This is a genomic window from Pseudomonas sp. KCJK9000 (genome assembly GCF_046230725.1).
Lineage (GTDB): Bacteria > Pseudomonadota > Gammaproteobacteria > Pseudomonadales > Pseudomonadaceae > Aquipseudomonas > Aquipseudomonas promysalinigenes.
On the sequence record NZ_JBJJLN010000019.1, the window covers coordinates 1 to 16,494 of the forward strand.

Annotated in this window: 14 protein-coding genes, 1 tRNA gene and 1 pseudogene; 9 read left to right on the plus strand and 7 right to left on the minus strand. The window is 61.6% G+C overall.

The genetic code is table 11. The features are described from left to right. The 3 genes and pseudogenes from ACK59H_RS10745 to ACK59H_RS10755 all read left to right on the plus strand — a co-directional run. Positions 1-155: pseudogene (locus ACK59H_RS10745) on the plus strand (peptidase M15); the annotation flags it as partial. A 71-nt stretch (positions 156-226) separates the two neighbouring features. Then, a complete protein-coding gene (locus ACK59H_RS10750) occupies positions 227-535 on the plus strand; it encodes a hypothetical protein (protein WP_060476632.1) in 309 nt (102 codons plus the stop codon). 48 nt (positions 536-583) lie between these two features. Beyond that, the gene (locus ACK59H_RS10755) at positions 584-1,468 is read left to right on the plus strand and encodes a pseudouridine synthase (RefSeq protein ID WP_060476633.1); all 885 of its coding nucleotides are present in this window, start codon (positions 584-586) and stop codon (positions 1,466-1,468) included. Positions 1,469-1,543: 75 nt separating this feature from the next. Here the strand turns inward: ACK59H_RS10755 and ACK59H_RS10760 are convergent, their stop codons facing one another. Both ACK59H_RS10760 and acnA read right to left on the minus strand, forming a co-directional pair. Then, positions 1,544-3,109 (minus strand): PAS domain-containing methyl-accepting chemotaxis protein, encoded by a 1,566-nt coding sequence (locus ACK59H_RS10760; protein ID WP_060476634.1) that lies wholly within the window; start codon positions 3,107-3,109, stop codon positions 1,544-1,546. Positions 3,110-3,324: 215 nt separating this feature from the next. Next, positions 3,325-6,066, minus strand: a complete 2,742-nt coding sequence (acnA, locus tag ACK59H_RS10765) for an aconitate hydratase AcnA (protein ID WP_060476635.1) — start codon at positions 6,064-6,066, stop codon at positions 3,325-3,327. Positions 6,067-6,289: 223 nt separating this feature from the next. Here acnA and rlmM point away from each other — a divergent pair, with 223 nt between their 5' ends. From rlmM to pdxB, 3 genes are all read left to right on the plus strand, one after another. Then, positions 6,290-7,354, plus strand: a complete 1,065-nt coding sequence (gene rlmM / locus ACK59H_RS10770) for a 23S rRNA (cytidine(2498)-2'-O)-methyltransferase RlmM (protein ID WP_060476636.1) — start codon at positions 6,290-6,292, stop codon at positions 7,352-7,354. Positions 7,355-7,586: 232 nt separating this feature from the next. Beyond that, the gene (gene tusA, locus ACK59H_RS10775) at positions 7,587-7,829 is read left to right on the plus strand and encodes a sulfurtransferase TusA (RefSeq protein WP_060476637.1); all 243 of its coding nucleotides are present in this window, start codon (positions 7,587-7,589) and stop codon (positions 7,827-7,829) included. Between the two features lie 60 nt (positions 7,830-7,889). Next, the gene (gene pdxB, locus ACK59H_RS10780; RefSeq protein ID WP_060476638.1) at positions 7,890-9,032 is read left to right on the plus strand and encodes a 4-phosphoerythronate dehydrogenase PdxB; all 1,143 of its coding nucleotides are present in this window, start codon (positions 7,890-7,892) and stop codon (positions 9,030-9,032) included. A gap of 155 nt (positions 9,033-9,187) precedes the next feature. On the opposite strand, the gene ACK59H_RS10785 is transcribed toward pdxB, so the two are convergent. After that, positions 9,188-9,361, minus strand: a complete 174-nt coding sequence (locus tag ACK59H_RS10785) for a PA1571 family protein (RefSeq protein ID WP_196375111.1) — start codon at positions 9,359-9,361, stop codon at positions 9,188-9,190. 203 nt (positions 9,362-9,564) lie between these two features. Here ACK59H_RS10785 and ACK59H_RS10790 point away from each other — a divergent pair, with 203 nt between their 5' ends. Then, positions 9,565-11,328: an ABC transporter transmembrane domain-containing protein gene (locus ACK59H_RS10790; protein WP_060476639.1), complete on the plus strand. Its 1,764-nt coding sequence runs from the start codon at positions 9,565-9,567 to the stop codon at positions 11,326-11,328. 58 nt (positions 11,329-11,386) lie between these two features. On the opposite strand, the gene ACK59H_RS10795 is transcribed toward ACK59H_RS10790, so the two are convergent. Further along, positions 11,387-11,463, minus strand: a tRNA-Pro gene (locus tag ACK59H_RS10795). Between the two features lie 81 nt (positions 11,464-11,544). Beyond that, entirely contained in the window at positions 11,545-11,766 is a 222-nt protein-coding gene (locus ACK59H_RS10800) for a YgdI/YgdR family lipoprotein (RefSeq protein ID WP_054903110.1), read from the minus strand. Positions 11,767-11,945: 179 nt separating this feature from the next. Between ACK59H_RS10800 and moaB the strand changes: the two genes are divergently transcribed. Together moaB and glp are read left to right on the plus strand one after the other, a co-directional pair. Continuing rightward, positions 11,946-12,485 carry a molybdenum cofactor biosynthesis protein B gene (gene moaB / locus ACK59H_RS10805; RefSeq protein WP_060476640.1) on the plus strand — a complete coding sequence of 180 codons (540 nt, stop codon included), beginning with the start codon at positions 11,946-11,948 and terminating at the stop codon, positions 12,483-12,485. After that, the gene (gene glp / locus ACK59H_RS10810) at positions 12,469-13,695 is read left to right on the plus strand and encodes a gephyrin-like molybdotransferase Glp (protein ID WP_409264437.1); all 1,227 of its coding nucleotides are present in this window, start codon (positions 12,469-12,471) and stop codon (positions 13,693-13,695) included. Before moaB ends, glp begins: the two co-directional genes overlap by 17 nt. Here the strand turns inward: glp and ACK59H_RS10815 are convergent. After that, positions 13,684-14,931 carry a glycosyltransferase family 4 protein gene (locus ACK59H_RS10815; protein WP_060476641.1) on the minus strand — a complete coding sequence of 416 codons (1,248 nt, stop codon included), beginning with the start codon at positions 14,929-14,931 and terminating at the stop codon, positions 13,684-13,686. The genes glp and ACK59H_RS10815 overlap by 12 nt on opposite strands. A gap of 51 nt (positions 14,932-14,982) precedes the next feature. After that, positions 14,983-16,437, minus strand: a complete 1,455-nt coding sequence (locus ACK59H_RS10820; protein WP_060476828.1) for a mannose-1-phosphate guanylyltransferase/mannose-6-phosphate isomerase — start codon at positions 16,435-16,437, stop codon at positions 14,983-14,985. Positions 16,438-16,494 lie beyond the last annotated feature (57 nt).

A 16,494-nucleotide genomic window follows, 5' to 3' on the forward strand; every position in this document is an offset into this window, starting at 1 on the left:
AGGTGGTACGCCGGGTGAGCGAAAGTGGCGTGGCATTCGACCAACTGATCCTGGAGTTCGATAGTTGGGTGCATCTGTCAGTCAGTCTGGCCGCGCCTCGTCGCCAAGTGCTGACCATCCGCAAAGGAACCGGTTACCTGCAGGGCCTGCATTAGATCCTAGGCCGATTGACGCCGCTGCCTCACCCTCCGTATGCTGTATATAAATACAGTGTTAAGGCGATCTCATGCTCAACGTCGAGCAACTCAAGTACAGCGTCAACCGCATGCCAGTGGAGCGGGTGTATGACGCCATGCTGGAATTGCGCCTCGAAGGCTTGGTCACAGGTGACCGCACGCCATTCGGCAAGGTGCATTTCAATACCTGCTTCGCCGAAATCGAGGCGCTGTTCCAGCGTGCTGGATACCACCGAGGGTTGGATGTCGTGGGGTATGAAGGCTTGGTCTACGCACTCTATGACCCTGGCCGTTGGGAAGCCGTACAGGTACTGCGCTGGTTGAAGGCGCACAGCGAAGCGGCAGTTGTGACTGGTTGAGGCCCCGACCTTGGGGGATAATGCCAGCTTTGACGCTTGAGCCTCGCCATGACCCCGCCTTTCGACCCCGCTCAACAGCAAGCCAGTACCGTCTGCCTGCCGCCTGGGAATTGGGCCACGGTGCTCGACTGCCTGTGCGACCATTTCAAGGCTATCGAGCGCGCTCAGTGGCTCGACCGTTTTACCCGTGGCCGCGTATTAGATGCCCAGGGCAGGCCGATTGCGGCCGAGTTGCCATATCGTCGTGGGATGCGCATTCACTATTTTCGCGAAGTGCCGAACGAGCGGCCGATCCCGGTGCAGGAAACCATCCTGCATGTCGATGAGCACCTGGTAGTGGCCGATAAACCGCACTTTCTACCGGTGACACCAACCGGTGAGTACGTTGAGCAAACCCTGCTGCGCCGCCTGATCCGTCGGCTAGGTAACCCGCACCTTGTGCCGTTGCACCGCATCGACCGGCATACGGCCGGCCTTGTGCTGTTCTCCGCCAACCCGCAGACACGCAGTGCTTATCAGCGCTTGTTCCCGGAGCGGCGTATCGACAAGCATTATCAGGCCATCGCTGCTGCCTTGCCGCAGCATACCTTCCCCTTGATACACAAAAGCCGTCTGGAGCATGGCGAACCCTTCTTCCGCATGCATGAAGTGCCAGGGCAGGCGAACAGCGAAACCCTAGCCAAGGTGCTGGAAAAAAATGGCGAGCTTTGGCGCTACGGTTTGTCGCCAGTGACCGGCAAGACCCACCAGTTGCGCGTGCACATGGCCGCCTTGGGGGCGGGCATCTGCAATGATCCGTTTTATCCGCAGTTGCTAAAGGAAGACGATGATTACCAGCGGCCATTGAAGCTGCTGGCTCAGCGCTTGTGCTTCGCAGACCCCTTGACCGGCGAGCAGCGTGACTTCCAGAGCCAGCTATCGCTGGATTGGTGAGGCATCTGGTGTACCCACCAAAAGCGGCGTTCGGCTAGGCGAAGCCGCTCTTGAGGGTGCTGCGCTGGCAATCGGTCAGCGGTTGAAACGCTCCACCAGCGAATACTGGGTTCCGGCTGTGCTCGTCAGTTCCTCGCTAAGCTGCGCCGAATGCTGCGCCTGCTCGGCGGTCTGGTCGGCCAGTTCTGCGATGGTGCTGATGTTGCGGCTGATCTCGTCGGCTACTGCAGTCTGCTCTTCGGTCGCGGCGGCAATCTGGGTAGCCATGTCAGTGATATTGGCCACCGCCTCGCTGATGCCTACCAATGCCTGGTCCGCTTGCATGACCCGGTCCACGCCTTCCTGGGCCTGGCGGTGGCCGGCTTCCATGGTGAGCACGGCATTGTTGGCCGTCTGCTGCAGTTTGGCGATAAGGCCGTGGATCTGCCCCGTCGATTCGGCAGTGCGCTGGGCCAGCTGACGGACTTCGTCGGCAACCACGGCAAACCCACGGCCCATCTCGCCGGCGCGGGCCGCTTCGATGGCTGCGTTGAGTGCCAGCAGGTTGGTTTGGTCGGCGATGCCTTTGATCACATCGACCACGCCGCCGATTTCGTCGCTGTCCTTTGCCAGTTGGGTCACGGTCTGGCCGGTTTCGCCCACCGACGTGGACAGACGCTCGATGGCTTCGCGGGTTTCACCGGCGATCTGCCGGCCCTGGCTGGTAAGGCGGTTGGCTTGCTGGGTCGCGTCAGCGGCGCGCTGCACGTGGTTCGCCACCTCCTGAGTGGTGGCGGCCATTTGGTTGACGGCGGTGGCGACCTGTTCGGTTTCCACGCGCTGGCGCTCCAGGCCCGATGAGCTCTTGTGCGCCAGAACATCGGACTGGCGTGCCTGGTCACTGAGATGCTCGGCGCTATCCTGCAGGCGAGTCAGGCAGGTTTTCATGCGCGCGTCCTGGCTGAGCATGGCCATCTCCAGGCGTGCCTGTACCCCACGGCTATCGGTGTACATCTGCGCGATCAGTGGGTCGGAGGTGGTCTGTTCGGCCAGACGCAGCAGGCGTTTGAGGCCACGTTGCTGCCAGCCAAGGCCAAGCAGGCCCAGCGGTACAGAAAGCCCGGCAGCCAAGGCAAAGCCCCAGGAATGGCCAAGCCAGTTGCCGATCAGGAAACCGACCTGGCTGATCAGAATGAACGGCAGCCAGTCCTGCAGCACCGGCAACCAGCGGTCACGACGGGGGATGGCAGTTTTGCCATCGTTCAGGCGCTGGTACAGAGCTTCAGCGCGGCGGATCTGTTCGGCGCTGGGCTTGACCCGCACCGACTCGAAGCCAACGACTTGGTTGTTTTCGAATATTGGGGTGACGTAGGCATTGACCCAATAATGGTCGCCGGATTTGCAGCGATTCTTGACGATACCCATCCATGGCAAGCCTTGCTTGAGCGTTTGCCACATATGGGCGAACACAGCCGTAGGCACGTCGGGATGGCGTACCAGGTTGTGGGGAGCACCCAGCAGCTCATCGCGAGTGAAGCCGCTGATCTCGACGAAGGCATCGTTGCAGTAAGTGATCACACCTTTGGCATTGGTGGTGGAGATCAACCGCTGTTGGGCAGGGAAAGTCCGTTCCCTTTGGGTAACCGGCTGGTTGTTGCGCATAGCTGAATAGTCCGTGAGGCTTTGGACAGATATCGGCAAGCCACCGGTTTTATTGAATGAATATTTGATTAACTTGATTTATAGCAGTTAGCCACTATGGCAGGTGCGATAGTGAGTGCGGAGCATGGACAGCAGAATACATCGCCACGATGTTGAAGGATCGAGCGCCGCTGGGGCGGCGCTCGATCTTCAGTGGCTGGCAGATTGGCAAACAATCAGCTGCTGATCATTTGCCGCAACACGTAGTGCAGAATTCCTCCGGCTTTGAAGTATTCCACTTCATTCAGGGTATCGATACGGCACAGCACCTCAATCTGCACTTGCTGGCCATCCTCTCGCGTAATGCGCAGCGGCAGGCTCATGCCGGGCTTGAGTTGCGCCCCGGTGAGCCCCAGCAGGTCGACTTGCTCTTTGCCTGTCAGCCCCAGTTGCTTGCGATCTTGCCCGGCCTTGAACTGCAGCGGGAGCACGCCCATGCCCACTAGGTTGGAGCGGTGGATACGTTCGAAACTCTCCGCCAACACCGCTTTGACTCCCAGTAAATTGGTGCCTTTGGCTGCCCAGTCGCGGCTGGAGCCGGTGCCGTATTCCTGGCCTGCGATCACCACCAGGGGTGTGCCTTCGGCTTGATAGCGCATGGCGGCGTCGAAGATCGAAAGCTTCTCGCCACTGGGAACGTGCACAGTGTTACCGCCTTCCTCGCCACCGAGCATCTCATTGCGGATGCGGATATTGGCGAAGGTGCCGCGCATCATCACTTCATGGTTACCGCGCCGCGAGCCGTAGGAATTGAAATCCCGGGGTTCCACACCTTTGCTGCGCAGGTAATGGCCGGCAGGGCTGTCAGCCTTGATGTTGCCTGCCGGGGAAATATGGTCAGTGGTGACTGAGTCGCCGAGCACGGCAAGAATCCTGGCACCCTGAATATCCTTGATGTCGGGTAAAGGCCCGCCGATGTCATCGAAAAACGGTGGGTGCTGGATGTAGGTAGAGTCGTCCTGCCACACGTAGGTTGCCGCCTCGGGGACCTCGATGGCCTGCCATTGGGCATCGCCGGCGAAGACCTCTGCGTATTCCTTGTGGAACATTGCGGTGTCGACTTTGGCCACGGCGTCAGCGATTTCCTGCTGGCTGGGCCAGATATCGCGCAGGTATACCGGCTGGCCATCCTTGCCGGTGCCCAGTGGGTCTTTGGTCAGGTCGGTGCGCACGGTACCCGCCAGCGCGTAGGCGACCACCAGCGGTGGCGATGCCAGCCAGTTGGTCTTGACCAGCGGGTGTACGCGCCCTTCGAAGTTGCGGTTGCCCGAGAGCACCGAGGCCACGGTGAGGTCGGCACCGGCGACAGCTTTCTCGATCGCTTCGTCCAGCGGCCCGGAGTTGCCGATGCAAGTGGTGCAACCGTAGCCGACCAGGTCGAAGCCCAATTGGTCGAGGTAGGGGGTCAGCCCAGCGGCTTCATAGTAGTCGGTCACAACCTTCGAGCCGGGTGCCAGCGAGCTTTTGACCCAGGGTTTGCGTTGCAGGCCTTTTTCCAGTGCTTTTTTTGCCACCAGTCCCGCCGCCATCATTACGCTGGGGTTGGACGTGTTGGTGCAGGAGGTGATTGCGGCAATGACCACGGCGCCATTGCGCAGGGTATAGGTTTGACCTGCATGGCTATATTCGATTTCGCCCGCCTGGTCGGCGTTACCGACGGCCACGCCGCCGCCGCCCTCACTCTCCAGGCGGCCCACTTCCTTGGCCAGCGGCTTGGGCTGCAGCTCGATGAAGTGGTCGAAGGCCTGACCCACCTGGCCGAGGGCCACACGGTCCTGTGGCCGCTTAGGCCCGGCCAGGCTGGCCTCCACGTCATGCATGTCCAAGGCGAGGGTGTCGCTGAACAGCGGCTCCTGGCCTGGCTGGCGCCATAGCCCCTGGGCTTTGCAGTACTGTTCGACCAGCTGCACCGCTTCGTGCGGGCGGCCGGACAGGCGCAGGTATTGTAGGGTTACTTCGTCGACCGGGAAAAAGCCACAAGTCGCCCCATACTCCGGGGCCATATTGGCAAGGGTCGCGCGGTCGGCCAACGGCAGATCGGCCAGGCCATCACCGTAGAACTCGACGAACTTGCCCACTACGCCTTTCTTGCGCAGCATTTGCGTCACGGTCAGAACCAGGTCGGTGGCGGTGATCCCTTCGCGCAGCTTACCGGTCAGTTTGAAGCCGATCACTTCAGGGATGAGCATCGACACTGGCTGGCCAAGCATGGCCGCCTCCGCCTCGATGCCCCCCACGCCCCAGCCGAGCACGCCGAGGCCGTTGATCATGGTGGTGTGCGAATCGGTGCCGACCAAGGTGTCCGGGAAGGCGTAGGTGCGACCATCGGTTTCAGCGGTCCACACCGTGCGCCCAAGATATTCGAGGTTGACCTGATGGCAGATGCCAGTACCTGGCGGCACTACCCGGAAGTTGTCGAATGCGCTCTGGCCCCAGCGCAGGAACGCATAACGCTCGCCATTACGCTGCATTTCGATGTCGACGTTTTCGGTAAAGGCTTGTGGTGTGGCGTAGCGGTCGACCATCACCGAGTGGTCGATCACCAAGTCCACTGGCGACAATGGGTTGATCCGCTGCGGGTCGCCGCCGGCTTTGGCCATGGCGGCACGCATCGCGGCCAGGTCGACCACGGCCGGCACACCTGTGAAGTCTTGCATCAGTACCCGCGCCGGGCGGTACTGAATCTCGCGGTCTGAGCGACGCTCCTGCAACCAGCCTGCAAGGGCGTGCAAGTCGTCGGTGCTGACGGTTTTGCCGTCCTCCCAGCGCAGCAGGTTCTCCAGCAGCACCTTGAGCGACATGGGCAGGCGCTGCAGGTCGCCAAGCTGCTGGCTGGCTTGGGCGAGGCTGTAGTAGTGATAGGTGCGGTCAGCCACCTGGAGGGTCTTGAGGGTGTTCAGGCTATCTAGCGAGGGCATTGCCAACTCCTTGTGCGGCGGTGCCCGGCATCACGGGGTATTTGCCGGTGCTACCGCGCTGTTTCGGCCCGCACGGCACGGGCCTGGCTGAAAGGTCAGGTTAGCCCCGTTTGGTGCCCCTGACTCTTTTCTGGACCGGCGGGGCATGTCGCTGGTTCCGATCTTCCTTTATCATCGCCGCCCTGCCGGCGCCTGTGGCGCGCCCGCCGTTGTGGAGTGAGAGATGAATACCCTGTTCATGCATTGCCGGCCCGGTTTCGAGGGTGAGGTCTGCGCCGAGATTAGCGAACATGCCGCCTTGCTGGGGGTGGCCGGCTATGCAAAGGGCAAGCCGCAGAGCGCTTGTGCCGAGTTCGTCTGTGCCGAGGCCGATGGGGCTGAACGCCTGATGGCCCACCTGCGCTTTGCCCAACTGATCTTTCCGCGCCAGTGGGCGCGTGGCAGCTTCATCGAGCTACCAGAAACCGATCGCATCAGCGTGCTGCTGGAGCATCTGGCCGGGCCCGCAGTCTTCGGCAGCCTTTGGCTGGAGGTGCTGGACAGCAATGATGGCAAGGAACTGTCTACCTTCTGCCGCAAGTTCGAGGCACCGCTGCGCAAGGCCTTGGAAAAGGCAGGCCGCCTGGTCGATAACCCAAGACTGCCGCGCCTGTTGCTGACGTTCATCAGCGGCCGCCGCGTGTTCGTTGGCGTAGCCGAGGCGAACAACTGCGCACTCTGGCCAATGGGCATCCCGCGCCTGAAGTTCCCTCGCGAGGCGCCTAGCCGCTCGACGCTGAAGCTGGAAGAGGCCTGGCACCAATTTATCCCGCGTGATCAGTGGGAACAGCGCCTGAATGACGACATGACCGGGGTCGATCTTGGCGCTTCGCCGGGTGGCTGGACTTACCAGTTGGTGCGCCGTGGCATGCTGGTGACGGCCATCGACAATGGGCCGATGGCCGAAAGCCTGATGGACACTGGGCTGGTACAGCACTTGATGGCCGATGGTTTCACCTGGCAGCCGAAGCGGCCGGTGGACTGGATGGTCTGCGACATCGTCGAAAAGCCGGCCCGCACCGCTTCGTTGATCGAGACCTGGCTGGGTGATGGGCTCTGCCGGGAGGCAGTGGTCAACCTGAAGTTGCCGATGAAGCAGCGCTATGCTGAGGTACGGCGCTTGCTTGACCGCATGCAAGCAACCTTCAAAGCGCGCAAGGTCAAGGTATCGATTGCCTGCAAGCAGCTGTATCACGACCGCGAAGAAGTCACGTGCCACCTGCGCAGGTTGGACATCAAGCAACGTTGATTCAACTGCTCCATTTTTTGCTTGTGCTAGCAAGCGCGCGATTATCCTGGCGACTCAGATTGCGACTTCAAGAGGCCTGCGCTTGGCCTGCTGAAGTCGCATTTGGCGTTTGCTGAATTACCGCGTACTTGAGCTTAAGCAAAACACCAGCAGTTCCAAGAGCGGTTGCATGACTGGCTATTGGTCCTGGCGGCCCTATGCGCCACAATAGCGATCATTTGCGGAGCCCTTCATGACCGATTTCACCCCCGATGCCATCCTCGACGCCACCGGCCTGAACTGCCCGGAGCCAGTAATGATGCTGCACCAGCACGTGCGTAACCTGGCCGCTGGCGGCCTGCTCAAGGTCATCGCTACCGATCCGTCGACCCGTCGTGACATACCCAAGTTCTGCAACTTCCTGGGCCACGAATTACTTCAGCAGCATGAAGAGGCAGGTACCTACCTGTACTGGATCCGCAAGAAGGCCGACTGAGCCGCGCTGGAACACGCCTCGCGTAGCGCCTACACTGCGCTCCCCAGACAGGAGAGCGCCATGCTGATAGTTGCCGACGAGAATATCCCGCTACTCGATGCCTTTTTCGAAGGCTTCGGCGAGATTCGCCGTTATCCCGGCCGCAGCCTCGACGCTGCCAGCGTTAAGGACGCCGATGTGCTGCTGGTGCGTTCGGTAACCAAGGTCGACCGTCAACTGCTCGAAGGTAGCAAGGTGCGCTTCGTCGGTACCTGCACCATCGGCACCGACCACCTGGACCTGGACTATTTCGCCCACGCGGGTATCCACTGGAGCAGTGCCCCGGGTTGCAACGCCCGCGGGGTGGTCGATTACGTGCTGGGTAGCCTGCTCACTCTGGCCGAGCTGGACGGCGTAGCATTGTCCCAACGCACCTACGGCGTGGTCGGCGCCGGCGAGGTGGGTGGGCGGTTGGTACGTGTGCTGCGCGGCCTGGGGTGGAAGGTGCTGGTCTGCGACCCATTGCGCCAAGCCACCGAGGGCGGCGATTTCGTCAGTTTGGCGACCCTTCTCGAACAATCCGATGTGATCAGCCTGCATACTCCGCTGCAACGTGGCGGTGAGCATCCGACCTGGCACTTGCTGGGTCAACCACAGCTTGCTCAACTACGCTCCGGCGCCTGGCTGATCAATGCCAGCCGCGGGGCCGTGGTGGATAACGCGGCGCTGCGGGAGCTGCTGCTCGATCGCCAGGACGTGCATGCCGTGCTGGACGTTTGGGAGGGCGAGCCGCAGGTCGACCTGGAGTTGGCAGACTTATGCACCTTGGCCACGCCCCACATCGCCGGCTACAGCCTGGACGGCCGTCAACGCGGTACGGCGCAGATCTATCAAGCCCTGTGCCACTTCCTGGGTGAGGCTCAGAAAGTACGCCTGGCCGACCTGCTGCCACCATCGCCATTGGCGCACATTGAAATCGATGGCAGCGCAGACCCCGACTGGGCTTTGGCGACGCTCTGTCGGGCAGTGTACGACCCTCGTCGTGATGACGCCGATTTGCGCCGCAGCTTAAGCGACGATGCGGCCAAACAACGCGCAGGATTCGATCAGTTACGCAAGCAATACCCCGCGCGGCGCGAAATCGAAGGGCTGGCAGTGCGCGTGCGGGGCGAGGCGCCGCAGTTGGTACAGCTGGTCCACGCGCTCGGGGCTGTTCTATCCTGACTGGCGCAACCCACTTGGCAAATCAAAGACCCGGCATCATCACCTGATGCTCCTCACTTAAGATCGACTTCGTCTGGCTGGGGCTGTCGCGCAGCCCCAAAGTTTCTGAGTGAAAAGCTTCAGGTGACAACGCCGGGTACTAAAGGGCTGATCCTTCAGCCTTGGCGGGCTTTCTTCACCCGGCTTTGTTCAAGCTCCTTGCAAGCTTGTTGGATCATCTGTTCGGTAATCTCGATCTCGCGCCCCTGGCCATCGATGATCGAACCACAGGGTTTAGGCTGGTGGTTGCTCTGGGTTTTCGGCGTTTGGCTGCCATGTTGCAAACTCATTGCATATCTCCTCATCAGCTTCAGGCTCAAGTTAACGTCTGCTAAAACTGGACCGTTGCAAGAATTCAACGAGCACTAAGGCTGTCCAGTCCACCAGAAACCGCAGCAAAGCTCCAGAGGCGTTTTAGAACGAAGAGCTATAGGCGCTACAGGGTGAATGCAGTGGTAGTCTTCAGATGTCCTTGTCATCTGTGGTTCCTGCCATGCCCGATCCGGCTCACTTATCACAACGCCGCGCTTTGCTGTTGACCTGGCGTTTCCTGCGTCCCTATCGGGGCCGGGCGCTATTGGCGTTGCTAGCGCTGGTGGTTACTGCGGCCATCACCTTGTCCATCGGGCAGGGCATCCGCCTGTTGGTCGACCAAGGTTTCATGACCCGCTCGGCACACCAACTCAACCAGACCATCGGGCTGTTTCTGTTGCTGATACTGGCGCTCGCGGTCGGTACGTTCAGCCGTTTCTACCTGGTGTCTTGGATCGGTGAACGCTGCGTGGCCGACATTCGCAGAGCAGTGTTCGATCACCTGGTGGGCTTGCACCCGGGGTTTTTCGAAGAGAACCGCAGTTCCGAGATTCAGTCCAGGCTGACTGCCGACACCACCTTGCTGCAATCGGTGATTGGCTCGTCGTTATCGATGTTCCTTCGTAATGCACTGATGGTTGTGGGTGGTGTGGTGCTGCTGTTCATCACCAACCCCAAGCTCACCAGCATCGTCGTGGTAGCCCTGCCGTTGGTGCTGGCCCCAATCCTGCTGTTCGGCCGTCGCGTACGGCGGCTGTCGCGCCAGAGCCAGGATCGGGTTGCCGATGTGGGTAGTTACGTTGCCGAAACCTTGGGGCAGATCAAGACTGTGCAGGCCTACAATCACCAGGCACGGGATCGTGAGCTGTTCGCTGAAACCGTAGAGGCCGCGTTTGCCGTAGCCCGCCAACGTATAGCCCAGCGTGCCTGGCTCATCACCCTGGTGATCGTGCTGGTCTTGGGTGCGGTCGGCGTGATGCTGTGGGTAGGTGGCATGGACGTGATCGCAGGACGTATTTCGGCCGGTGAGTTGGCCGCGTTCGTGTTCTACAGTCTGATCGTCGGCAGCGCCTTCGGCACCTTGAGCGAAGTGATCGGCGAGTTGCAGCGCGCCGCAGGTGCAGCCGAGCGCATCGCTGAACTGCTTGCGGCTACCAGTACGATCCTCGCCCCAGAAACGCCGAGGGCCTCGATTAATACGCGTGCCAGCGGCCGGATCGAGTTGCAGCAACTGACCTTTGCGTACCCCTCGCGGCCTGCGGTGGCCGCCATCGATGACCTCACCCTCACCATCGAACCGGGCCAGACCCTAGCGCTGGTGGGCCCCTCGGGGGCGGGAAAGTCAACCTTGTTCGACCTGCTGTTGCGCTTTTACGACCCGCAACAGGGGCGCATCCTGCTCGATGGCCAACCCATCACCGCGCTGGTGCCGGAGCACCTGCGCGGTCAGTACGCCCTAGTGGCGCAGAACCCTGCACTGTTTCGCGGTACGGTCGAAGCCAACATCCGCTATGGCCGGCCCGAGGCGAGCTTGGCCGAGGTCGAGGCCGCGGCCCGTGGCGCCCATGCCGACACGTTCATCCGCCAGTTGCCGCAGGGGTACCAGACGCTGCTGGGGGAGGGGGGAATTGGCCTTTCCGGCGGGCAAAAACAACGCCTTGCCATTGCTCGCGCTCTGTTGGTAGATGCGCCGATCCTGCTCCTCGACGAGGCCACCAGCGCCCTCGATGCGCAAAGCGAGCACTTGATCCAGCAAGCGCTGCCACGGCTGATGGCTGGGCGCACCACGCTGGTAATCGCCCATCGCTTGGCCACTGTGCAACACGCGGATCGGATCGCGGTGATCGACCAAGGGCGGCTGGTCGCGGTCGGTACGCACCGGCAGTTGATCGAACACAATGCTTTGTACGCTCGCCTGGCGCAGCTGCAGTTCAGTACGGGATAGAACCCCCGACCTGATGCACAACAAAAAGCCCGCATAAGCGGGCTTTTCGACATGATTTTGGTCGGAGAGACAGGATTCGAACCTGCGGCCTTCTCGTCCCGAACGAGACGCGCTACCTGGCTGCGCTACACTCCGATGAACAAAATCCTACTGCAGCGATTTTTCCGGTGCAAGCCCTTGGCGTTCGAGGGGGCAATACCGAAAAATCGGCCTGTATCAAAGCTCCTTGACGGTGCGAACCTGGTCTTTGTTCAGGCGCGTGCGTTTGCCGTCGAGCTGTTCGAATTCGTAGAAGCCGGAGTCCTCGTCATAGGAGGGGGTATCCACTGCCTGGATTTCGCGGCCGTCGTTCAGGGTGATCACGGTCGGCGATGCACAGCCAGCGAGGGCGCCGAGGCCCAAGGCAAGCAGGAAGGCGGGAAGGGTCCGTTGAATCATCGTGTTTCTCCAGTGCGATGGTGCAAGATGTCTGTATGACGCAAAGCGTCCGGGCAAGTTCCTTTCACATTCCAGCATAGCCGCAAGTGCGCCACATTGACCGGTGCCTGCCTGCGCTGTCGCCACAGCAGGCTGTGATATAACTGCCACCCATCATCTTTAACCTGCGACGGACCCCCATGAAAGCCAAGGCAGATACCCCCTTCGTAGCGCTGAACATTGCCGTGCTGACGGTCAGCGATACCCGTACCTTCGAAACCGACACGTCCGGGCAAACCTTCGTCGACCGCCTCAGCGCCGCTGGCCACACCCTGGCCGCGCGGGCACTGCTCAAGGATGACCTGTACAAGATCCGCGCCCAGGTCGCGACCTGGATCGCTGACGAAAACGTGCAGGTGGTACTGATAACCGGGGGTACCGGCTTCACCGGCCGTGATAGTACTCCAGAGGCTGTCGCTTGTTTGCTGGATAAGCAGGTCGAAGGGTTCGGTGAGTTGTTCCGGCAGATTTCGGTGGCCGATATCGGCACTTCCACCGTGCAGTCGCGCGCGTTGGCTGGCCTGGCCAATGGCACCTTGGTGTGCTGCCTGCCCGGCTCGACCAATGCCGTGCGTACTGGTTGGGACGGCATTCTCGCCGAGCAGCTGGATGCCCGCCACCGGCCTTGCAACTTTGTCGCCCACCTGAAACAGGCAGCGGCCTGTGCCCCTCGTGGCTGAGGTGCCTGCCGCCCAGCCACTGATGCCGGTGGAACAGGCCCTGGAACGTTTGTTGACGCTGGCCGAAGCTGCGCCGATCAGCGACACCGAATGCGTAGCATTGGCGCACGCCGAAGGCCGCGTGCTGGCCTGCGACCTGGTGGCCAGCCTTGACCTGCCGCCGTGGCCGAACAGCGCCATGGACGGGTATGCCCTACGCCTGGCCGATCTTCAGGGTGAGCCGCTTCCTGTAAGCCAGCGCATCTTTGCCGGGCATGCTCCAGCGCCGCTGCAGGCAGGTACCTGTGCACGCATATTCACCGGTGCGCCTATGCCGGCTGGCGCCGACTGTGTCGAGATGCAAGAGAACACACAAACGTTGGAAGACGGCCGGGTCCGCTTTCTTCAGGCCCTGGCGCCTGCGCAGAACGTCCGGCCCCAGGGCCAGGAAACCTGCAAGGGCGAGCAGGTGCTGGCCAAAGGAACCCGGCTTGGGCCCATCGAGTTAGGGCTGGCGGCGAGCCTGGGCCACGAGCAGTTGCAGGTAGTGCGGCGGGTGCGAGTGGCGGTACTGTCCACTGGCGATGAACTGGTCGAGCCTGGCTTGCCGCTGGGCCCTGGCCAGATCTACAACAGTAACCGGCGCCTTCTGGTCAGTTGGTTGCAACGCCTGGGTTGCGAAGTGAAGGACATGGGTATCCTGCCCGATGACCTGGCGCGTACTCGTGCATGCCTGGCGGGCTTGGGTGATGTCGATCTCATCCTCTCCACCGGCGGGGGATCGGTAGGTGAGGCCGATTACCTGGGCGCCGCTCTGCGCGAAGCGGGCGAGCTGGCTTTGTGGAAATTGGCGATCAAGCCCGGCAAGCCACTGACCTTCGGGCATTACCGCGGTGTGCCGGTAATCGGCCTGCCCGGCAATCCTGCCTCGACCCTGGTTACCTTCGGTCTGCTGACACGGCCCTATTTGTTGCGCCGCCAAGGCGTTTGCGACGTTACGCCGCTGCGTTTCGATGTAGCTGCCGGGTTCCAATGGACCAAGGCCGGCACTCGCCGCGAGTACTTACGCGGGCGCATCGAAGGTGGTCAGGTGCATATCTACAAGAACCAGAGCTCCGGCGTGCTGCGCAGTGCTGCCTGGGCCGATGGATTGGTGGAGGTGCGCGAGGGCACGACCCCCAAGCCCGGTGACAGCGTGTCGTTCATACCCCTGAGTGAGCTACTCGGCTGAGCCTTCGAGCAAGCCGCACCGGCCCTGTGGAGCGTTGGCCGTTGCGGCTTGGGTAAGGCGCATGTGCACGGTTGCAAGCTGCTGGGCGACCACGCCCCAGTCATGCCGAGTACGCGCGAACTGGCGGCCCGCTTCACTCATCTGACGCATGCGCCAAGGTTGGTTGAGTAGCTGCGTGATCATCAGCGCCAATTGGTCGCCATCATCACTGCCCAGGTAGTGCTCACCGTTGTTGGCGGCCAGGCCCGATATCCCTTTCTCGGTGCTGATCACCGGCAGCCCAGCGGCCATGGCTTCGAGGATCTTCACCTTGGCGCCACCGGCATAGCACAGGGGTGCCAAGAACATTGCGCAGCGGCTTTGCAGATCGCGAAGGTCGGGGCGGTAGCCCACCCACTCGATACGTGGGTCATTCCAGCGCAACTTCCAGCTGGCCGGCAAGGCATGCCCGGCGATAGCCAACCGTACCGCTGGGTTGCCCTGCCAGACTTGGGGCATGATTTCTTCCAAGGCCCACTCGATGGCCTCGAAATTGGCAGCGCACTCGAAATTGCCAACGAACAGCAGGCGCTGGCTGTGCAGGGCAGGCAGAACGCTCTGGTAGTAATCGCAATCGACGCCATTGACCACCACATTGACCGGGCGGCCGCTGATCTGGCTGATCAGTTCGGCATCATGCGGGCTTACAGCGACCACCTCGGTGGGTTGGCGTAGCACGCGCTGCTCCCAGCGCCGGTAGCGCCATCGGTCGAAGGCATTGAGCGGGCGAAGCCACACGGGCAGGCGGTCATGACTAGCAGCACCGGTCACCGATTCGAGGTTGTGTTCACTGAGCATGTAGGGCAGCCCGCGGGCCTGCAGTGCTTTTTCAAAAGGCTGGAAACCGTAGCTGTGTTCGATCTGGATGACATCCCATGGCTCTTCTAACAACTGTTCGAACTGGTGCCGCAAGCTGGGCGCCAAGCCATTGATGATGGCGCGCATCGGGTAGTCGATGATGGGTGATGCAAACAGGTTGAGCGGGCTGTGCAGCGGGCGTCTGGGTAGCACGATCAGGCGTTCGAGCAAGGGCTCGAGGGCTTGGCGGGCAGCATCGCACAAGGGGATTTTCGATTGCACCAGCAAAGTGATCCGGTGGCCCTGCTGCGCGAGTGCGCGCAGCAGGTGGTATTGCCGGGTCTTGCTGCCACTGGTGGTGGGCCAGGGGAGGTAGGGCAGTGTCCAGAGAACGCGCATGACCCGGAAACCTCGCTGCAGGCTGCGGACGAAAAACGCGCCCGCCAGCCTTCAGCCGAGGGCTGCCGCCGGGACGCGTCCATAGATATCAGTAAAGCGCACGATGTCGTCTTCGCCCAGGTACTCGCCGCTTTGTACCTCGATCATCACCAGGTCGATGACGCCGGGGTTGGTCAGGCGGTGAGTGCGGCCAGGTTTGATGAAAGTCGACTCATTGGTGTCGAGCAAAAACTCCTCTTCACCATTGGTCACGCAGGCCATGCCGCTGACGATGATCCAGTGCTCGCTGCGATGATGGTGCATCTGCAGCGACAGCGATTCGCCAGGGCGTACCATGATCCGCTTGATCTTGAAGCGCGGGCCCTCTTCTAGCACGGTGTACATGCCCCAAGGGCGCGTGACGGTGCGGTGCAGGCGGTAGGCTTCATGGCCCTGGTGCTTAAGCTGCTGCGCAATGACCTTGACCTCTTGACTGCGGGCAGCGTCGGCGATCAGCAATGCGTCGGGCGTATCGATCACGATAAGGTTATCCAGCCCCACCGCGCCGACCAGGCGCTTGGGCGAATCGATATAGCAGTTAGTGACTTGGTGCAGCACGGTTTCACCGTTGCAATGGTTGCCATCGTCATCGGTGTGACGCAGTCCGCGCACAGCTTCCCAACTGCCGATGTCGCTCCAACCCAGCTCGCACGGCACTACCGCAACCTTGGCGGAGCGCTCCATCAGCGCGTAGTCGATGGAGATGTCTTCTGCCAGGGCAAAGCTTGCTGGGTCCAGCTCAACCTGCAGCACCTTTTCGCCTTGCTTGGTCGCGCTCTGCCCCAGGCAGTCGGTCACACAGGCAAGCAGCTGCGGTGCGTGCGCCTGCAACTCGGCCAGAAGGGTGCCCACCTGCAGGCAGAACATACCGGCGTTCCACAGATGGCGGCCGCCTTCAAGGTAGCTAAGGGCAGTTGCAGCGTCAGGTTTCTCTACGAAGCAGTTCACCTGATACCCATGGTCGCCGACGGCTTGGCCCCGCTCGATGTAGCCAAAGCCAGTTTCAGCGCGGCTGGGTACTAGGCCGAACGTCGCCAGCCAGCCCTTTTCGGCCAGTTGCCGCGCCTGCTCCACGGCAGTGGCGAAGGCCTCGGCGTGCTCAATGACGTGGTCGGCAGGCATCACCAGCAACACGCTGTCGTTTCCGTAATGGCTTGCGCAGTGCAGCGCGGCGGCAGCGATGGCCGGGGCGGTGTTGCGACCGTTGGTTTCCAGCAGGTAGTCCAGGCCGAGTTTGTCGGGGTTCACCTGGCGATACTCGTCCTGGGTGCGGAAAAACACTTCGCGGTTGGTCACCGTTAGCACCCGTTCCACGCCGGGTAGCGCGGCTGCGCGGGCAAAGGTTTTTTGCAGCAGGCTTTGGCCGTCGGGCAATCGCATGAAGGGTTTAGGCATGGCTTCGCGAGAAACCGGCCACAAGCGGGTGCCGGCACCGCCGGCAATGATGCAGGGGATCAGAACGCTCATTTCACAGCCTCGACGCTTGGCGCTGGGTATAGCGCGGTTAAGGGGAACTTCGCGACC

Bases quoted from the DNA above. Each gene is read 5' to 3' on its own strand.
- rlmM (WP_060476636.1), top strand. From the start codon at position 6,290: ATGAATACCCTGTTCATGCATTGCCGGCCCGGTTTCGAGGGTGAGGTC.
- ACK59H_RS10785 (WP_196375111.1), bottom strand. From the start codon at position 9,361: ATGAGTTTGCAACATGGCAGCCAAACGCCGAAAACCCAGAGCAACCAC.
- acnA (WP_060476635.1), bottom strand. From the start codon at position 6,066: ATGCCCTCGCTAGATAGCCTGAACACCCTCAAGACCCTCCAGGTGGCT.
- ACK59H_RS10820 (WP_060476828.1), bottom strand. From the start codon at position 16,437: ATGAGCGTTCTGATCCCCTGCATCATTGCCGGCGGTGCCGGCACCCGC.
- tusA (WP_060476637.1), top strand. From the start codon at position 7,587: ATGACCGATTTCACCCCCGATGCCATCCTCGACGCCACCGGCCTGAAC.
- ACK59H_RS10815 (WP_060476641.1), bottom strand. From the start codon at position 14,931: ATGCGCGTTCTCTGGACACTGCCCTACCTCCCCTGGCCCACCACCAGT.
- ACK59H_RS10755 (WP_060476633.1), top strand. From the start codon at position 584: ATGACCCCGCCTTTCGACCCCGCTCAACAGCAAGCCAGTACCGTCTGC.
- pdxB (WP_060476638.1), top strand. From the start codon at position 7,890: ATGCTGATAGTTGCCGACGAGAATATCCCGCTACTCGATGCCTTTTTC.
- moaB (WP_060476640.1), top strand. From the start codon at position 11,946: ATGAAAGCCAAGGCAGATACCCCCTTCGTAGCGCTGAACATTGCCGTG.
- ACK59H_RS10790 (WP_060476639.1), top strand. From the start codon at position 9,565: ATGCCCGATCCGGCTCACTTATCACAACGCCGCGCTTTGCTGTTGACC.
- ACK59H_RS10760 (WP_060476634.1), bottom strand. From the start codon at position 3,109: ATGCGCAACAACCAGCCGGTTACCCAAAGGGAACGGACTTTCCCTGCC.
- ACK59H_RS10800 (WP_054903110.1), bottom strand. From the start codon at position 11,766: ATGATTCAACGGACCCTTCCCGCCTTCCTGCTTGCCTTGGGCCTCGGC.
- ACK59H_RS10750 (WP_060476632.1), top strand. From the start codon at position 227: ATGCTCAACGTCGAGCAACTCAAGTACAGCGTCAACCGCATGCCAGTG.